This is a genomic window from Sinorhizobium alkalisoli (assembly GCF_008932245.1).
GTDB classification, from domain to species: Bacteria; Pseudomonadota; Alphaproteobacteria; order Rhizobiales; family Rhizobiaceae; genus Sinorhizobium; species Sinorhizobium alkalisoli.
The window spans coordinates 2,778,289-2,792,105 of the sequence record NZ_CP034909.1 but is presented as its reverse complement, the minus strand read 5'-3'; the positions used below and the strand labels follow the sequence as shown (position 1 = coordinate 2,792,105).

The 13,817-nt window shown below is 62.5% G+C and carries 14 protein-coding genes and 1 tRNA gene; 7 read left to right on the top strand and 8 right to left on the bottom strand.

Annotated features, from left to right (window positions below):
- Positions 1–23: 23 nt before the first annotated feature.
- Both EKH55_RS13555 and EKH55_RS13550 read right to left on the bottom strand, forming a co-directional pair.
- On the bottom strand, positions 24–497 hold the full coding sequence (locus EKH55_RS13555) for a DUF1579 domain-containing protein (protein WP_069459112.1): 474 nt from the start codon (positions 495–497) through the stop codon (positions 24–26).
- A 90-nt stretch (positions 498–587) separates the two neighbouring features.
- Positions 588–1,313, bottom strand: coding sequence for a DUF899 domain-containing protein (locus tag EKH55_RS13550; protein WP_151611598.1), 726 nt, complete (start codon positions 1,311–1,313; stop codon positions 588–590).
- 157 nt (positions 1,314–1,470) lie between these two features.
- On the opposite strand from EKH55_RS13550, the gene EKH55_RS13545 reads away from it, so the two are divergent.
- A complete protein-coding gene (locus EKH55_RS13545) occupies positions 1,471–1,938 on the top strand; it encodes a MarR family winged helix-turn-helix transcriptional regulator (protein ID WP_069459114.1) in 468 nt (155 codons plus the stop codon).
- Positions 1,939–1,957: 19 nt separating this feature from the next.
- Here EKH55_RS13545 and EKH55_RS13540 read toward each other — a convergent pair whose 3' ends face one another.
- The 3 genes from EKH55_RS13540 to EKH55_RS13530 all read right to left on the bottom strand — a co-directional run bounded on the left by EKH55_RS13540 (position 1,958) and on the right by EKH55_RS13530 (position 3,620).
- A complete protein-coding gene (locus EKH55_RS13540) occupies positions 1,958–2,404 on the bottom strand; it encodes a DUF421 domain-containing protein (protein ID WP_069459115.1) in 447 nt (148 codons plus the stop codon).
- Between the two features lie 150 nt (positions 2,405–2,554).
- Complete coding sequence (locus tag EKH55_RS13535) at positions 2,555–3,055, bottom strand: hypothetical protein (RefSeq protein WP_069459116.1); 501 nt, start codon at positions 3,053–3,055, stop codon at positions 2,555–2,557.
- 103 nt (positions 3,056–3,158) lie between these two features.
- Positions 3,159–3,620 (bottom strand): MarR family winged helix-turn-helix transcriptional regulator, encoded by a 462-nt coding sequence (locus EKH55_RS13530; RefSeq protein WP_069459117.1) that lies wholly within the window; start codon positions 3,618–3,620, stop codon positions 3,159–3,161.
- 91 nt (positions 3,621–3,711) lie between these two features.
- Between EKH55_RS13530 and EKH55_RS13525 the strand changes: the two genes are divergently transcribed.
- On the top strand, positions 3,712–4,116 hold the full coding sequence (locus EKH55_RS13525) for a GFA family protein (RefSeq protein ID WP_151611597.1): 405 nt from the start codon (positions 3,712–3,714) through the stop codon (positions 4,114–4,116).
- Between the two features lie 62 nt (positions 4,117–4,178).
- Here EKH55_RS13525 and ilvD read toward each other — a convergent pair whose 3' ends face one another.
- A complete protein-coding gene (ilvD, locus tag EKH55_RS13520) occupies positions 4,179–6,017 on the bottom strand; it encodes a dihydroxy-acid dehydratase (RefSeq protein ID WP_069459119.1) in 1,839 nt (612 codons plus the stop codon).
- A 256-nt stretch (positions 6,018–6,273) separates the two neighbouring features.
- Here ilvD and EKH55_RS13515 point away from each other — a divergent pair, with 256 nt between their 5' ends.
- The 3 genes from EKH55_RS13515 to EKH55_RS29445 all read left to right on the top strand — a co-directional run bounded on the left by EKH55_RS13515 (position 6,274) and on the right by EKH55_RS29445 (position 10,630).
- Positions 6,274–9,525, top strand: coding sequence for an AAA family ATPase (locus tag EKH55_RS13515; protein ID WP_151611596.1), 3,252 nt, complete (start codon positions 6,274–6,276; stop codon positions 9,523–9,525).
- 86 nt (positions 9,526–9,611) lie between these two features.
- Entirely contained in the window at positions 9,612–10,292 is a 681-nt protein-coding gene (locus EKH55_RS13510) for a peroxiredoxin-like family protein (protein WP_069459121.1), read from the top strand.
- Positions 10,293–10,462: 170 nt separating this feature from the next.
- Positions 10,463–10,630 carry a hypothetical protein gene (locus EKH55_RS29445; protein WP_165614720.1) on the top strand — a complete coding sequence of 56 codons (168 nt, stop codon included), beginning with the start codon at positions 10,463–10,465 and terminating at the stop codon, positions 10,628–10,630.
- Between the two features lie 198 nt (positions 10,631–10,828).
- Here EKH55_RS29445 and EKH55_RS13505 read toward each other — a convergent pair.
- Positions 10,829–10,903, bottom strand: a tRNA-Val gene (locus EKH55_RS13505).
- Positions 10,904–11,309: 406 nt separating this feature from the next.
- Positions 11,310–11,672: a response regulator CpdR1 gene (gene cpdR1, locus EKH55_RS13500; protein WP_069459122.1), complete on the bottom strand. Its 363-nt coding sequence runs from the start codon at positions 11,670–11,672 to the stop codon at positions 11,310–11,312.
- Positions 11,673–11,863: 191 nt separating this feature from the next.
- Here cpdR1 and EKH55_RS13495 point away from each other — a divergent pair, with 191 nt between their 5' ends.
- Positions 11,864–12,745, top strand: coding sequence for an N-formylglutamate amidohydrolase (locus tag EKH55_RS13495; RefSeq protein WP_069459123.1), 882 nt, complete (start codon positions 11,864–11,866; stop codon positions 12,743–12,745).
- A gap of 290 nt (positions 12,746–13,035) precedes the next feature.
- Positions 13,036–13,812: a histidinol-phosphatase gene (hisN, locus tag EKH55_RS13490; RefSeq protein ID WP_069459304.1), complete on the top strand. Its 777-nt coding sequence runs from the start codon at positions 13,036–13,038 to the stop codon at positions 13,810–13,812.
- The last annotated feature ends 5 nt before the right edge of the window (positions 13,813–13,817 follow it).

Sequence of the window (13,817 nt, the reverse complement as noted above, 5' to 3'; positions counted from 1 at the left end):
TGCGCCGCGCCGGTCCCGGCGGTCTAACGGCGGCGGTAGTCCGCCGTCATGATGTCCTTCCAGTCGCCGCTGCCGGTTTCAACGCGGGCTGTCAGGATGCGCCGGTTGGAATCGATCAGCGTGATCCTGTCCTGATATCTGGCGGTCCTGCCGGGATTTTCGAAGTCCGGTCCCTCGCAATTGAGGGCAAGGGTCCGGCCGTCGTCTTCGATCTCGCCGTCATAGATCCACATGTGGTTTATCATCGAGCCGACCCAGGTGCCGACATAGCGACCCGTCGAAGGATTGAAGCCGAGTGTCATCAAGGTCTGGCCGGGCTTTCCGTCCGGCATCGTTCCCTTGCCTTCGCAAGCGATCCAGAGGCCATTGAGCGAGCGGACATTCTCCACCCATGCATCAGCCGATGGTGCGGTTCCGGCGGGATCCTGCGACGTCACCGTCCACTCGCCGAGCAATTGTTCAAGCCAGCGGTGCTCCTCCTGAGGCTCTGCATGCATTTCTTTCTCCCGAGAAAAAATGGGCGCTCCGTCGCCGCCGCCGGAAAACGCCGGGAGGCGACGACGGGTTCCGTCCCGGATGGTTCTTCTTCAGGCCCGCCGCCGCGGCTCCTCGTCGTATTCGTCGTGCCGGCGGACGAAGTCCATGGTCGTCCCTTCGTTGCGGCCCTTCGGCGCGCGATCGAGCAGCATGAAGGTGCTGACCAGTTCCTCGAGGCCGCGCGCATAGGTGGAGTAGGTGTGATAGACGGTTCCGTCCTCGTCCTTGTAAAAGGCGCTCAGGCCCGGCAATTCTTCATGGGCATCCTTGCTGTCGATCTCAGTGAAATTGTAGCTGACCTTGCCGAGCGCCATTTCCGCCGGCGTGAAGGACACGTGGAAATCACGGTTGAAATCACTGCCGTGAGACGAGACCCAAGGAAAGTGCCAGTCCATCCGCTGGCGATATGCTTCGATCTTTTCGACCGGAGCATTCGAGGCGACCACCAATGTGACGTCATGATGGTTGAGGTGGGGCAGGGTCGCATCGAAATGATCGGCGAGGAAGGAGCAGCTTGGGCAGCCGGCCTGCCAGTTCTTGCCGAACATGAAATGGTAGAGAAGAAGCTGGCTGCGTCCATCGAAGAGGTCCGCGAGGCTCTTCAAGCCGTCACGGGTTTCGAAACTGTAGGTCTTGTCCAGCTTCACCCAGGGCAGGGCCTGACGTTCGGCATTCACTTTGTCGCGTAGATGGGTGTGCTCCTTTTCGAGCGCGAGAAGCGACCTGCGGGCGTTCAGCCATTCCTCCTGCGATACGACGGCGTGGTTCGGTCTCATGTCCGTTCCTCCTCCGGTCCATCCGATTATTGCGAATAATGCAGCCAACCAGGCGGTGTGACGACTGGTGAATTTCATAGGTCCTGGGGTCAACCGCATGCTCTTGGCGTCTGGAGACGCGCTTGACATATTACGTTGATATCAACATTACTGCTCTATGTCAAAGTCATCACTCATTCCTTTTACCACCACTTCGCACGTCAGGGATACCTGCCTCTGCCTCCACGTCCAGCGCGCCGCGCGGGCGCTCGGCCGCCGCTTCGACGAGGCACTGCGGCCGTTTGGTATGACGAACGGACAATTTTCGCTGATGATGTCGCTCAACCGACCTGACCCGCCGACCGTCGGTGCGGTAGCCGCGTTGCTCGCTATGGACCGCACGACACTGACTGCAGCCCTGAAGCCGCTGGATCGCCGCGACCTCGTCGAGATCTTCGTCGATCCGGGCGACCGGCGGCAGCGCCGCATTCGGCTGACTGCGGATGGCGAACGCCTGCTGGCAGAGGCCGTGCCGGTCTGGAAGGAAACACATCGGGCGCTCGACGAGCAACTTGGCGAAGGCGGTTCGAAGCGCTTGCGCGCCGACCTTCTTGCCGCGACGCATGCGTCCAATGCGGATGGTTAGCCGCGGCGGCTCGGAACAATCACGTTTTCTGCGGCACGATGCTGATTGCACCGTCCGCCTCGAGAACGGCGAACTTGATCTGGTCCAGGCGGTAGAGGCCCTGCTGTTGCCTGGCAGCAGTCAAGATGTCTTCAATGCCGATTCTTGCGCTCTTCAGCGCATGGGTGTCGACTTCCCCGTCCGAGACGAGAACCGTCGGTGTGCCATCGATGAGCAATTCGGCCCTCGGGAACCATTGCTTGATGTACGACAGCGCGATATCGACGCCGAACAGGGTGAGGATCAGTATCGTCGCGTTCATGATCGAGAAATCGTCGCCCAACAGGGCTTGCTGCGTTGTCTCGGCGATGATGAGCAGCAGCACGAAATCAAAAGGCGTCAGCTGCGCAACCGTGCGCCTGCCCGAGAGCCGCATGACGATCAGCATGATGACGTAGATGGCAACGCCGCGAGCAACAGAATCCATTGCAATCTCCCTCTAACCAGGCTTCCAAAGCGGTCCCACGGGCGAAACCACGCGAGCCTGCTTGCAGCGCGGCGCGTCGCGTGCGGCGCTCTTTCGTTCCGGTGCTGTCGTTGTCCCCAAAACCGCTGCACAAATTTGGGTGACATGCCATTAAGGCCAGACGATCGTCCGCGTGGTCTGCATCGCCTCGCCGTTGACGCCTACGCGATAGCTCGCAATGCCGGGCTCTTGAGCGCGAAGGTGCACCGTGAGTGCCAAGGGCGCCTCCGGATCGGATCGGAAGCGGTAAACGGTGCCGTCGCTCCCGTTCTCGGTGGCGAAGGGCGGCGGTACAATGTCTTCGATCTGGAACGTGCGGAAGAATGCGGGGGCAACGGTGAAGCGGCGCTCGCTGTCTCCCGGCGGCAAGGATGCGGTCAGGCTGTCCGACGCCTGCCACCGACTGAAACGGGGCACGTCGACATATCCGTCGCCGAAGTCGATGGTTATTCGCGAGAAGACGCCTCCGGATCCCGTTAGGCCAAGCAGGGCGAAAAGGAGAAGGAGACCAAAGCCGGCCCAGCCGATCCGCTCCGCTTTCCAGAACTTCTCCTGAAATGGGCGATGCTCGTCAATCTGTAGTCCGTCGGGGCGGATCGGCGGCTGCTCCAAAGTTCATCCTCCGTCTCGGCTTCTGAAAACGCATTGGAGGTGAGGAGGTTCCTTCCTGCGGATGTGGTCACGTGCCGGCACGCAGGCAGAGGAATGTGGCCATTCAACGTTGTGTCCTTCGGTCACTGAGGAGGGTGATGACGTCGCTCACCAGTGCCGTCGCCCGCCTCAGCCTCTCTTCGCCGATTTCGGCGCCGAGTGCATTCGCCCAGGCGGTCTGGCGGCTGCTGATATCGGCGAGGACGGCCTCGCCCTTTTGTGTCGGTATCATCAGCTTCGCCCGCCGGTGAGCCGGATTGTCCCGATAGGCGAGCAGCCCCTCCGCTTCGAGGAGGTCAGCGATGCGCTGTACCCCCTGGCGGGCGAGCCCGAGCATGCGAGCCGCATCGGCGACCGACATGGGCGCATGGCTGGCCGCCGCCAGTACCTGCCAGCGGGCGCTGGTCTGGTCGGACGGCCGGGCGAGCCTATCTCCTTCGGAGGTCAAATGGCCCGCCAAACGAAGCACGGAGATTGCGAGTTCGGCAAATGCATCGCCGGAGGGCGTTCGCTGGTTGGAATTCATATTGACAACATGCTGTCGTACTGCGTATACGGATAATGACAATATATTGTCATATTGAGTGAGGCTTGGCAACCCTTCGGGAGGAGCGATCATGAAGCAGACCTACAAGGGCAGCTGCCATTGCGGCCGCATCCGTTACGAGGCCGATGTCGACCTTCAGGCCGGAACCAGCCGCTGCAACTGCTCCTATTGTTCAAAGCTGCGCTACTGGGGCGCGACCATTAAGCCGGAGGATTTCCGATTGCTGTGCGAGGAGGCGGGGATCGGCGATTATCAGTTCGGCACGAGGAGCGGCCATCACCGCTTCTGCACCGCCTGCGGCATGGCGCCCTACGGCCATGGTTATGTCGAGGCGATCGATGGCGCCTTCGTCTCCATCAACGTCGCCTGCCTGGACGACGTCGATCCCGCCGTGCTTGCGGAACTGCCGGTGCAATATATGGACGGCTTGCATAACAATTGGTGGAACCCGCCAGCTCAGACGCGGCACATGTGATCGATGCCAACAATGAAAAGGCCCCGTCGGGAGCCTTATCCTTGCGTCGACGATTGCGGTGGTCAGCGATCGCCGAGATCGCGCACGGCGCCGCGGTCGGCGGAAGTGGCGAACGCGGCATAGGCCTTCAGCGCCGTCGTCACCCGGCGCTTACGCTGCTCGGCCGGCTTCCAGCCCTTGGCATCCTGCTCCTGCCGCCGGGAGGCGAGTTCCGTCTCGTCGACCCTGAGGCCGATCGTGCGATTCGGGATATCGATGTCGATCATGTCGCCGTCGCGCACCAGCCCGATCGTGCCGCCATTCGCCGCCTCGGGCGACACGTGGCCGATTGAAAGGCCGGACGTGCCGCCGGAGAAGCGGCCGTCGGTGATCAAGGCGCAGGCCTTGCCGAGGCCCTTCGACTTCAAGTAGCTGGTTGGATACAACATCTCCTGCATGCCCGGCCCACCCTTCGGCCCCTCGTAGCGGATGACCACGACATCGCCGGCCTTGATCTCGTTGCCGAGGATTGCCTTGACCGCGGCGTCCTGGCTTTCGAAAACGCGTGCCGGACCGGAAAATTTCAAAATGCTTTCGTCGACGCCGGCGGTCTTCACGATGCAGCCGTCGAGCGCGATGTTCCCCTTAAGGACCGCGAGGCCCCCATCCTTGGAGAAGGGATGCGTCACCGAGCGGATGACGCCGTTCTTGCGGTCGGTGTCGAGTTCCTCCCAACGGGCAGCCTGGCTGAAGGCCACCTGGGTCGGGATGCCGCCGGGCGCGGCACGGAAGAAGTCGCGCACCGTCTCGCTCGTGGTGCGGGTAATGTCCCAACGGTCGATGGCATCGCCGAGCGTCTCGCTGTGCACGGTCGTGCAGTCGCGGTTGATGAGGCCGCCCTTGTCGAGTTCACCGAGGATTGACATGATGCCACCGGCGCGATGCACGTCTTCCATGTGCACGTCCGCCTTTGCGGGCGCAACCTTCGACAGGCACGGCACCTTACGTGACAGGCGGTCGATGTCGTCCATGGTGAAATCAACCTCGCCTTCATAGGCCGCGGCAAGGATGTGCAGCACGGTGTTGGTCGAACCGCCCATAGCGATGTCGAGCGCCATGGCGTTCTCGAACGCCTGTTTGGACGCGACCGAACGCGGCAGCACGCGTGCATCGTCCTGCTCGTAATAGCGGCGTGCAAGATCGACGATCAGATGACCGGCTTCCACGAAGAGGCGCTTGCGATCGGCATGGGTGGCCAGCGTCGAGCCGTTGCCCGGCAGCGACAGACCGAGCGCCTCCGTCAGACAGTTCATCGAATTGGCCGTAAACATGCCGGAGCAAGAGCCGCAGGTCGGACAGGCGGAGCGCTCAATGATCTTGACGTCCTCGTCGGAGACCTTGTCGTCGGCGGCAGCAACCATCGCGTCGACGAGGTCGAGGGCGTGTTTCTTGCCGTGCAGCACCACCTTGCCCGCTTCCATGGGTCCGCCGGAGACGAAGACGGAGGGGATGTTGAGCCGGAGCGAGGCCATCAGCATGCCGGGGGTGATCTTGTCGCAATTGGAGATGCAGACCATGGCGTCGGCGCAATGGGCATTGACCATATATTCGACGCTGTCCGCAATGATTTCGCGCGAGGGCAACGAATAGAGCATGCCGTCATGGCCCATGGCGATGCCGTCATCGACGGCGATCGTGTTGAATTCCTTGGCGACGCCGCCCGCCGCTTCGATCTCGCGCGCGACAAGCTGGCCGAGATCCTTCAGATGCACGTGGCCGGGAACGAACTGTGTGAACGAGTTGACCACCGCTATGATCGGCTTGCCGAAATCGCTGTCCTTCATGCCCGTCGCGCGCCAGAGGCCGCGGGCGCCGGCCATGTTGCGGCCGTGGGTGGTGGTGCGAGAGCGATAGGCAGGCATGAACGTCTTCCTTCACGGTCGGATGGCGATACGCGGAATATGGCGATGCTGGAGCGCCGATGCATGGCGTACTAGCGCAAAATTGCGCCCGCGTCATCTTTTGCGTCGGAATATTCTCCGCCTCTCGCCGGGATCAATACGGTGGCTGCGGCCCGTCTTGCTTGTCAAGGCGGAGTGAGAGGTCCATTGTCATCAGGCATTCTTGCGTACTCGCCGGAGCCTTCCGGCGGCAGCGGGCTTGTGAGGTTCGTCCGAGATGAACTGCCACGAATGCGGCACTGAGATCGAGAGCGGCTTCGCCTACTGCCCGAGATGCGGGGCGAAGCAGCAGACGCTGTGTCCCGATTGCGGCCATGCATGTCCGCCGCACTTCGCCTTCTGCCCCCGATGCGGCACGAAGGTCGGCACCTCGCCAGCCCCGCGGCGTTCCTCATCCGGTGCCGCAGCGGCGCCTGCGTCGCGATCATCATCGTCAAGCCGGGAGGCGGGTGCCGACCGGCGCACCATCACGGTCGTCTTTGCCGATCTCTGCGGGTTTACGAGCCTCAGCGAACGGATCGATCCCGAAATCCTGCAGACCCTTCAAAACGAGCTGTTCGAGGAAATGACGGAAGCCGTCGAAGCCTTCGGCGGCTTTGTCGACAAGTTTATCGGCGATGCGATGCTTGCCCTTTTCGGGGCACCGGTTGCGCATGAGGACGATCCGGAACGGGCGCTTCGCGCGGCACTCGAGATGGTGGGCCGGGCAGCACGGGTGAGCGAGCGCTGGCGCAAGGAGATCGGCCTGCCCTTGAGCCTTCATGTCGGTGTGAATACCGGACCGGTCGTCGCGGGGGGGTTCGGCGCGGGAGATTCCAAGTCCTATTCCGTCACCGGCGATACGGTCAACATTGCTCAGCGCCTGCAGGCGACCGCCCGGCCCGACGAAATTCTTGCAGGACCGATGACGCACAAGCTCACCAGGCACGCTTTCGCGTACGAGACGCTTGGGGCTGTTGGCCTGCGTGGCAAGACCGGCAGCCTGCAGGTTCACCGCGTGCTGGGCGCGCTGGAGGTGCCCCGTCCGGCAAGGGGCCTTGAAGCGCTCGGCCTAAATGCGCCGCTGATCGGCCGGGACACCGAAATCGGTCGCCTGCGGGATTGCCTGGCCGTGGCCTGCGCCGGTGCGGCGCAATTGGTGCGGCTGACCGGCGAAGCCGGCATCGGCAAGTCGCGTCTCGTCGGAGAATTCCTCGCAGACACCGGCCGCGATCGGCGCTTCGCCCATGTCGCCATCCGGCGCGCCGCCTGCTCGCCGCTTGGAGAGCCGTCCTACGGCACGATCGCCAGCGTGCTTCGCAGCGCCTACGGCCTGTCGAGCGTCGACTCGGAGGAAAGAGTTCGGGAGGGCCTGGCGTCGGGCATGACCGAGATCGGCTTTACAGCCGCCGAGGCCGATGAATTGATGCCGCTCCTCTTCCACATCCTCGGAATGGGGGATCGGACGGGCGCATTGGAGCACGTCGCCCCCGAACAGGTTCGCCGCCAGCTCTTCTCGGTCATCCGTACTCTCTTCGAGCGTCGGCTCGATCGGGCGCCGCTTCTCCTCGTCATAGAGGATTTGCACTGGGCCGACGAGGCCTCGCTGGAGGCGCTGCGCTTCGTGCTCGACCGATTGGATCGCCGCCCGCTGATGGTGATCACCACGCAGCGGCCGGATGCCGGGGCGGAGCGACTGGCGCCGGGTCGCACCAGCGTTACCACGCTTCGCCTGGCTCCGCTCTCCGCGGCCGCCGGTCAGGGTCTCCTCCGCGCACTCTTCGGTGAAGGCGCGCTCCCGCTAGACCTGCGCACGCGGGTCCTGGCGCGCGCCGGCGGCAATCCGCTCTTCGTGGAGGAGATCGTTCGCGGCCTGATCGAGCTCGAAACGCTGCGGCGCGACGGATCGCGCTGGCACGCGGTCGATGCGGATGCAAGCGTAGAGATTCCTGTCGGCATCGAGGCGATGCTGCTTGCACGTATCGATCGCCTTTCAAAGGAGATGCGCAGCCTCGTCCACTACGCCGCCGTCATCGGCCCGCGTTTCGACGCTGCTCTTCTCGCCGCGATCATGCCAAATCCCGGCGAAGTCGAATCCGGCCTGGAATTACTCTGCGAAGCGGAAATCGTGGAGGAAGATGCCGGCGCAGGGGCGCAAGCCTATCGCTTCGTGCAGTCGCTGCTCCACGAGGTGGTCTACAACAATCTCCTGGTAAAGCGGCGGATGGAGATCCATGCGGCTGTCGCGGCGGCCCTGGAACGCCGTTTTGGCGGAAATCCCGAGCGTTTCGAGGATTTGGCGTTTCTCGGGCATCACTACGGCCAATCGGCCGAGCGGGCGAAGGGTTCCCGTTATCTTTTGGCAGCGGGAGACCGCGCACGCCGGCTCTATGCCAACGAGGACGCCATCCGCTTCTACAGACAGGCGATGACGGCACTCGCCACTCTCGGCCAGGAGGAGCCCGAATGGTTCATCGCCCGCGAGCGCCTCGCCGATCTGCTCGGACCTGCCGGCAGACGAGCCGAGGCGGAGGAGCACTATCATGCGCTGCTCGATAGCCATCAGCTCTCGGGGGACACGGTTGCCTCCGCCCGAATTCTGCGCAAGCTCGGCCATCATCATTGGGAGGCGGGCAAGCGCGACCGGGCGCAGGCGAGTTTCGCCCGGGCCGCTGCTTTGCTGGAGAGCACGGACGCGCCTTTGGAGAGCGCATCGCTCCTGCAGGAACGTGGTCACCTCGCCTTCCGCATGGGTGACTATCCCGCAGCCGCCCGGTGGGCAGACGAGGCCTTGGAAAAAGTCGCGGCGCTTGCGCCCGATGCCGCGGAGGAGGCGCGGCGCGAGGCTGCGCTGGTTACCGCCGAGGCGCTGAACACCAAGGGTGTTGCGCTGGCGCGGCGGGGCAGCCTGCGCGAGGCGATCGATGCGGTGGAAAGGAGCGTGGCGGTGGCCGATCGGGCGGAATTGATGCATGCCGCCTGCCGCGGCTATACGAACCTCGCCGTGCTCTACACGATCGTCGATCCGAAGCTGGCCGTGGATATCTGCCGGCGCGGCCTCGGCATAGCGCGTCGCACCGGCGACCTCGGATTCCAGGCGCGCCTGCTTGCCAATCTCGCGGTTGCCTGTTGCACCTTCACCGACCGCTGCGGGAGGGAAGGCGTTCCGGCGGCGCAGAGGGCGATTGATATCGACCGGGCACTCGATCAGCGCGAGCATCTGCCGGTGTCCCTGCTCGTGCTCGGCCAGATCTACCAGTGCCATGGGCGGCCGGAGGACGCCCGCGCTTTGTACCGCGAGGCACTCGACCTTGCCGGCGAAACGGGCGAGGCACAGCTGCTGTTTCCGTGCTATGATGGCATGGCGACGCTCTGCCTTAATGAGGGCCAGCTTGCCGAGGCGGAGCGCTACTTCGTTTTGGCTCGCGGTGTCTGCGAGCAACATTATCTCGACCCGGAAGCCTTGGTGGTGTTGCCGTTTCTCGACTGAGCAGCCTGATTTGGGACGCAGCCGCCCGCATGCGGGCTTTTGGCTTCCGGGCCGAAGCGGCGTGAGCGTTACCGGAGGAGAAAGCCATGGAGGAATATCGCCGTTTCGAACCGTTGCAGCCGGGCGATCGGGCACCCAACGTCGTGCTAGACGCGATCACCCATGAAGGCAAGATCGCCATCGACGATTTTCGCGGGCGCAAGCCTGTCCTGGTGGGGCTGTTCAGGGGCCTGCACTGCCCCTTCTGCCGCCGTCAGATCGCGACAATGGCGCAGCTCAAGGCTGCCCTGAACGAAAAGGGCGTCGAGAGCCTGACCGTGGTGAACACCCCGATCGAGCGGGCGCGCCTCTACTTCCGTTACCATCCTTTGCCCGGTCTGCTTGCCGCGGCGGATCCCGAGCGTGTTTCACACCGAGCCTTCGGCCTGGCCAATCCTGAGTTCACCGAAGACGAGGACGACTGGCCCTACAAGGTCAGCATGCCGACCGTAATGTCGATGCGGGTGGAGATACCCGGCGAACTGCCGGAGCCGATGAACCCTGCTGCAGCCTCCGGCTATCTCCAGCGATTGGATGGCTACGAGATGACGGAGGACGACAACCGCATGGACGCGGCCGCATCCGGGCAGCTCGTCGGCGAGTTCCTGCTCGACCGCGATGGCGTCGTGCGCTGGTGTTTCACCGAGGCGGCGTCGGAGGGCAGGAACATGTTTCGAACCCCGTCGCCCGAGGAGGTGATGTCGGCGGCAGCGCAGGTGGCGCATTGAGGGCCGCTACAGCGCCGCGCGTCTTTTCAGAAGCTTTCTGAAGCGCAGAGGTCGCTGTAACCGCTTGTTCCGCGCATCGCGGTTTCCGAGAATCGGGTCCGATTTTCGGGCCGATGCGCGGGAGGTGCAATGTTAGTGGTTTCTAAAGAATTCATCGGCAAGATGTCGTCATGCGCAGTCTGCTACTCTTCATTGTTGTGTCGGGCAGCCTGATGACGGTCGATTGGATCGTATCCGAGGGACGGCATAGCCGCGCGGTATGGCGCGAAGCGAGGGAGCAGACCAACTTCATTCGGTATCAACTTGAATATTGGGTCGGCGACATCGTCGGTTTTTAGGGCCGGTCAAAGGCTTGCATCGACAGCGCAAACAAAAAAGGCCGGGGCAAACCCGACCTTCCTCGTGACCTTCGCCAGTGCCAGTACATCCGTGGTCAAATGGCGGGGTGATTATCTCTTAGCGCTCAAACGTGACAACGGCATGACGCCGCCGAAAAAAGCGTCGTCTTACTGCTGCATCACATGAGGGGATCGGAATGGTGGGCGTGACAAGGATCGAACTTGTGACCCCTACGATGTCAACGTAGTGCTCTCCCGCTGAGCTACACGCCCATCCGATGCGGCGCATAGACCACAAAACCCGCACCGGCGTCAATAGGCTTTTCGAAGGTTTTTTGACAGAAATTCCGACCGAGATTTTGCAGGCGATGCCGGAGCGATTATTGCCTTTTGCTCGCGTCGCTTCAAGAATCAACGCAGCCGTCGGTAAGGCTAAGCCCTTGAATGGAAAGAGCGTTGCGCGCGCACTCGTCTGCCACGGCCCCGGAAGCCAATTGGATCGGCTCCTGTGGGAAAATCTGCGGCGGCTCCGTCAAACGTGCGGTCATGCGGCGGGTGCCCGCCGCTCCTTTACAACTGCTGCATGTCTCCTTTAATCGACCTCGATTAAAGGAGACATGCAGGAATTCAAAGTGCTACAGCGCCTTTGCGCGTCCGATAAGACGCGCAGCGTTGTAGATCATGCCGCCAGCATCTTGTTGACCTCGTCGACGAGATCGCGCAGGTGGAAGGGCTTGGAAAGCACCTTGGCGTCCTTCGGTGCCTTCGAATCGGGGTTCAGCGCTACAGCGGCAAAGCCGGTGATGAACATGACCTTCAGGTCCGGATCGAGCTCGGTGGCGCGGCGGGCAAGTTCGATGCCGTCCATCTCGGGCATGACGATGTCGGTCAGGAGCAGCGAAAAAGGTTCTTCGCGAAGCCGGTCGTAGGCGCTGGCGCCATTGTCGTAGGACTGGACCTTGTAGCCCGCCTTTTCCAGCGCCTTCACGAGGAAGCGGCGCATGTCGTTGTCGTCTTCGGCAAGGAGGATTTTCGCAGTCATGATTTCGGCCGTGGCTACTTCTTTTCAATGCTTGTGAATGGCGGCAGTCCAGCTAACCGCAGCCGCGTAAATATCCGGTGAATGGGATGGGTCAACCCCCCGAATCCGGGAAGCGGCCATATGGACACAGAGGCGGCCAACTGGCAACATGGTCGAAGAAGCAAGATCCCGACATGGTAAAAAGGGTTCCGATGGGGGAAGTGGGCGAGTGGGAAATGTTCGAAATCCTTGAACCCGCGACACAGCGGATTCCCTTTGTGTTCAACTCTCCCCATAGCGGCCGCCTCTATCCCCAGTCCTTTCTCGATCAATCGCGCCTCGATGCCCATTCGATCCGCCGTTCGGAAGACCATTTCGTCGACGAACTCTTCCAAAGCGCCACCTTCCTGGGGGCGCCGCTCCTGAGGGCGCATTTCCCGCGGGCCTTCCTCGACGTCAATCGCGAGCCCTACGAACTCGACCCCCGCATGTTCGATGGCACCCTGCCGCCGCATGCGAATATTAGTTCGATGCGCGTTGCCGGCGGGCTCGGCACGATTCCACGCGTGGTCGCCGAGAATATGGAGATCTATCGTGGCCGTTTTCCGGTCGAGGAGGCGCTCACGCGCGTGGAGTCGATTTACAAACCCTACCACGCGACGCTCCGGAAGCTGATCGCCCGCACGCATGTGCAGTTCGGGATGGCGATCCTCATCGATTGCCATTCGATGCCCGGCAATGTGCATCTTTCAGCGAGCGGTCAGCGCCCGGATTTCATCATCGGCGACCGTTACGGAACGAGCGCCGCGGCGGAATTGTCGCGCATGGCGGTGGAACTCCTGGAACAGCTTGGCTATGCGGTGACCCGCAACAAGCCCTATGCCGGCGGTTTCATCACCGAGCATTATGGCCGCCCGACGCGAGGCCTGCATGCGCTGCAGATCGAGATCAATCGCAGCCTCTATATCGACGAGGCGACGCTGATCAAAAAGCCAGGATTTTCTGCTTTGGCGACCGATCTCGCCACCTTCATCGGAGCGCTTGCCCGACATGTCGAGGATTTTGCCGCCGATCTGCCGCTGGCGGCCGAGTAGCGGCCGCGCGTTCCTCAATCTTCGCCGCACAAAAAGAACCGCGCCAGCGGCGCGGTCAAGTCTAGGGAGGAAACACCCAAGGAGGGTATTACAGCCACGAGTGACTGCACGAGGATGCTAATATTGCATTGCACAATTGTCAAGTTTTCCAGTCGGTAACTTTTGCGGTGCAGCAAAAAACATTCGTGATCTTGCCGAACTTGCTTGGGGCCGTGTGCCGCGAGGGCGAACATTGCCTTTCGGTGGAATTCGTCTATTCAAGGATTTCCCACGCCCGCCAAGAGAGTCAAATGCTGCCCGACCGCTCCTTCTTCGATCGCCTCGCCGACGCCGCCAAGGCGGAAACCATCCCGCGCTTCCGGACCGGCGCATGTGTGACCAACAAGCTCGAAGGCGGCTTCGATCCTGTCACGGAGGCCGATCAGTCGGCCGAGGCGGCGATCCGGGCGCTGATCGAAAGCGCTTATCCCGAGCACGGTATCCTCGGCGAGGAGCACGGCAATGTCGGCCTCGATCGAGAGCATGTCTGGGTTATCGATCCGATCGACGGGACGCGCGCCTTCATCTCCGGCCTGCCGGTATGGGGCACGCTGATCGGACTCTATCGCAACGGCGAGGCGATAATGGGACTGATGGACCAGCCTTTCACCGGCGAGCGCTATTTCGCCGATGGCGAGAGATCGGTCTATCGCGGCCCGGATGGCGAGAAGGTGCTGCGGACACGCGACTGCGGCGGACTGTCGGATGCTGTTCTCTTCACCACCTCGCCGCATCTTTATGCGGGCAAGATCAAGGAGCGCTTCGAGGCGCTTCAGTCGAAAGTCCGGCTGTTCCGCTATGGCTGCGATTGCTACGCCTTCGCGCTCCTGGCTGCCGGTCATGTCGACCTCGTCATCGAATGCGGTCTAAAGCCCTATGACGTCGGCGGGCTCATCCCGCTGATCGAGCAGGCGGGCGGCATCATCACCGATTGGCAGGGCGGTCCGGCGGAATGGGGTGGCGAGATCATTGCCGCCGGCAGCAGCGAAGTTCATGCGCAGGCCCTGGAAACGTTGCGTGGCCGATGATCCGG